General features: G+C 74.0%; 3 protein-coding genes and 1 tRNA gene. All 4 read left to right on the top strand.

Going from position 1 to position 3,578, the window contains the following annotated elements; translation table 11 throughout:
• Positions 1–100 precede the first annotated feature (100 nt).
• The 4 genes from DVA66_RS18305 to DVA66_RS18290 all read left to right on the top strand — a co-directional run bounded on the left by DVA66_RS18305 (position 101) and on the right by DVA66_RS18290 (position 3,465).
• Positions 101–1,687, top strand: coding sequence for an alpha/beta hydrolase (locus DVA66_RS18305; RefSeq protein WP_157974117.1), 1,587 nt, complete (start codon positions 101–103; stop codon positions 1,685–1,687).
• Positions 1,684–2,400 (top strand): sirohydrochlorin chelatase, encoded by a 717-nt coding sequence (locus DVA66_RS21985; protein WP_198671927.1) that lies wholly within the window; start codon positions 1,684–1,686, stop codon positions 2,398–2,400. The genes DVA66_RS18305 and DVA66_RS21985 overlap by 4 nt, the downstream gene beginning before the upstream one ends.
• Positions 2,401–2,579: 179 nt before the next feature.
• The gene (locus tag DVA66_RS21980; protein WP_114561322.1) at positions 2,580–3,239 is read left to right on the top strand and encodes a LysM peptidoglycan-binding domain-containing protein; all 660 of its coding nucleotides are present in this window, start codon (positions 2,580–2,582) and stop codon (positions 3,237–3,239) included.
• 153 nt (positions 3,240–3,392) lie between these two features.
• Positions 3,393–3,465, top strand: a tRNA-Thr gene (locus DVA66_RS18290).
• Positions 3,466–3,578 lie beyond the last annotated feature (113 nt).

The raw sequence follows: 3,578 nt of genomic DNA, 5'->3' as shown, positions 1-3,578 counted from the left end.
GGCGCGCCGCCGGGCCGGCGCCTGAGTCCCGCCCGACCGGCCGGAGGCCCCGGCCCGCGGACGGGCCGGACGGTCCCGGGTGCCACGTAGGGTGTCCGGCGTGCTCCGGATCCGCTCCAGGCTCAGCGCCTGCGCCGCCGTCCTCGCGGCCCTCGTGCTGACCTCCTGCTCACCGGGCGCCCCGCTGCCCAACCCGCTCGACCCGTCGGAGAGCACCGACCCGCCCTCGGCCAGTCCGTCAGCCGGGCCCAGCGACCACCCCGACCGGCCCGGGCCGGCCGTTCCCGATGTCGAGCCGGAGGGCTTCGTCGACGCCCCGCCGGGCACCGGGATGGCCCGCTACCACGACCAGGACGTCACCTGGCTGCCCTGCGGGGCGGCGCTGTGCGCCGACGTGTCGGCGCCGCTGGACCACGAGGAGCCGGATGGCCAGGCCATCACGCTGCGGATGCTCAAGGTGCCGGCCACCGCCGAGCCGCGCCTGGGCACGGTGTTCGTCAACCCCGGCGGGCCCGGGTACCCCGGCACCAGCCTGGCCGCCGGCTTCGACCGGACCGGGCTGGAGCAGTACGACGTCGTCGGCTGGGACCCGCGCGGCGTCGGCTCCTCCACCCCGGTCACCTGCTTCCAGGGCGAGGACCACGACGCCTTCACCGCGATGGACACCTCGCCCGACGACAGCGCCGAGGAGCAGGCGCTGATCGTGGCCAACCGCTCCTTCGGCCAGTCCTGCCTGGAGCGCTCCGGGCCGCTGCTGGAGCACATCAGCAGCGTGCAGACGGTGCGTGACCTCGACCTGCTGCGGGTGCTGGTGGGGGATGAGCGGCTCAGCTACGTCGGCTACTCCTACGGCACCTACCTCGGCGCGCTCTACGCCGAGCTCTACCCCGACCGGGTGGGCCGGCTGGTCCTCGACGGCGCGGTCGATCTCAGCCGGACCTCGGAGACCATCCAGGCCCAGGGCTTCGACCGGTCGCTGAACGCCTTCGCCGGGTGGTGCGTCGCCCAGGGCTGCTCGCTGGGGGAGGACCCGACCGCGGTGGTCGAGCAGGTCACCCGGGTCTTCGACCAGACCGACGTGCAGCCGATGCCGACCCGCTCGGACCGCCAGCTCACCCAGTCCCTGGCCGTCACCGGCGTGATCTCCATGCTCTACTCCGAGACCCGCTGGCCCGCGCTGCTGCAGGTGCTCGAGCTGGCCCGCGAGGGCGACGGCAGCGGGCTGCTGTTCTACGCCGACGAGTTCAACGAGCGCGGCGCCGACGGCCGGTACGGCCAGTCCGCCTTCGCCTTCCCGGCCACCTCCTGCGCGGACACCGCCGACGGCGGGATCGAGGACGCGCTCCAGGACTGGGAACGGGCCCAGGAGCTGGCGCCGGTGTTCGGCCGCTACGGCGGGCCGGCGCTGACCTGCCCGGTGTGGCCGGTCGAGCCGGACGTCTGGGAGCAGCCGATCCGCGGTGCGGGCGCGGCGCCGGTGCTGGTGGTCGGCACCACCGGCGACTCCGCGACCCCCTACGAGTACTCCGTCGCGATGGCCGAGCAGCTGGAGTCGGCCCAGCTGCTGACCCTGGAGGGCGAGGGTCACGGCGCGTTCCGGCAGGGCACGCCCTGCATCGACGGGGCGGTGGTGCGCTACCTGGTCACCGGTGAGCTGCCGCCGCCGGGGACCCGGTGCCGGGAGTGAGCCCGGCGGGCACCGACCCGGTGCTGCTGCTGTGCGCCCACGGCACCGACGACCCCGAGGGGCGCCGGGTGTTCGAGCGGCTCTGCGCGCGGGTCGCCGAGACCGGACGGGTCCGGGTCGAGCCGACCTGGGTCGATGTCCAGCACCCGCAGGTCGACGAGGTGCTCGGCGATCTCGTCGCGGCGGGGGAGCGGGTGGTGCTGGTGCCCGCGCTGCTCTCGCCCGGCTACCACACCCAGGTCGACATCGCCGGCGCCGTCGCGGCGCACCCCGGACGGGCCGTGGCCACCGGCGCGCTCGGTCCGCACCCGCGCCTCGCCGACCTGCTCCACCGCCGGCTGGAGGAGGTCGGAGCCCGTCCGGGGGACACGGTGGTGCTGGCCGCGGCCGGGTCCAGCCGGGTCGAGGCGTCCCGGGCGGTGGAGGAGATGGCGGAGCTGCTGGCGTCGCGCTGGGGCGATCTGGTCGGCATCGGCTACGGCTCCGCGGCCGAGCCCTCGGTGGTCGAGGCCGTCCGGAGGGCCCGCGCCGAGAGGTCCGGCCGGGTGGTGCTGACGAGCTACCTGCTCGCACCGGGGTTCTTCCACGACCGACTGGTGGCGCAGGGGACCGAGCTGGTCACCGCTCCGCTGGGGGCGGAGGCGGAGGTCGTCGACGTGGTGCTCGACCGCTACCGCACCGCGGCCGCGGCGTGGACGGAACCGGATTCCTGAGGAACGTTTGGTTTTCTCTCACCTTTTCCTTATGGTGGCACCGCTGCCGACGTTGGTCTGGACCTCATCGCAGGACCGGTGACCACGCCGGCGGCCCCGGGTGCCGACTGGCTCCCGGGTCGTGTGGAACCGCAGCCGCCCCCGACGCAACGGGGACGGCCGCAGCAGGAAGGAAAGCCATGTCCCGATCCATCGCCCGCGCCGCCACCGGTGCGGCCGCCGTGGCCGGCCTCGCGCTCGGCCTGACCGTCGCCACCGGGAGCACCGAGGCGCACGCCGACTCCGTGTGGGACCGCGTCGCCGAGTGCGAGAGCAGCGGCAACTGGTCGATCAACACCGGCAACGGCTACTACGGCGGCCTGCAGTTCTCCGCCTCCACCTGGGAGGCCTACGGCGGCACCGACTACGCCCCGCAGGCGAACCAGGCCTCGAAGTCCGAGCAGATCGCGGTGGCCCAGAAGACGCTGGCCGCGCAGGGCCCCGGCGCCTGGCCGGTGTGCAGCGTCGAGGCCGGGCTCACCCGCTCCAACGGCGGTGCCAGCAGCAGCTCCTCCTCCGACGACGACAGCAGCTCCTCGAGCAGCAGCGGCTCCTCGAGCAGCAGCTCCGAGGGCTCGAGCTCGCCGAAGCGGTCCACCGGCAGCTACTCGAGCAACGAGTCCTCCAGCCCCAAGCGCGCCGCCGACGGCGAGACCGTGACCGTGCAGGCCGGCGACACCCTCAACAAGATCGCCGAGCGCGAGGGCGTCGAGGGCGGCTGGAAGGCCGTGTACGAGATGAACGACCAGCTCTCCAACCCCAACCTCATCTACGTGGGGCAGAGCATCACCGTCGGCTGAGCCGGCCGGCCCCCGCGGGCGCGACCGTGGGACGACACCGGGCCCGCACCCTCGAGGGTGCGGGCCCGGTCGTCTCCGGGGCAGGGACGACGATTCGTCGCCACCACGCGCCCGCGGCTATAGTCTGCTGCCGTGCCCGGACCCCGGGCACGTGCCGCCTTAGCTCAGTTGGCAGAGCGACGCACTCGTAATGCGTAGGTCTCGGGTTCGACTCCCGAAGGCGGCTCAGATCCTCAGTCGGGGCGAGGACGCCGTCGTCATGGGTAGGTCTCGGGTTCGACTCCCGAAGGCGGCTCAGATCCTCAGTCGGGGCGAGGACGCCGTCGTCATGGGTAGGTC

The organism is Desertihabitans aurantiacus (assembly GCF_003344635.1).
In the GTDB taxonomy this organism is placed as follows: Bacteria; Actinomycetota; Actinomycetes; order Propionibacteriales; family Propionibacteriaceae; genus Desertihabitans; species Desertihabitans aurantiacus.
The sequence above is the reverse complement of the archived record's forward strand: the minus strand, read 5'-3'. Positions and strand labels throughout refer to the sequence as shown.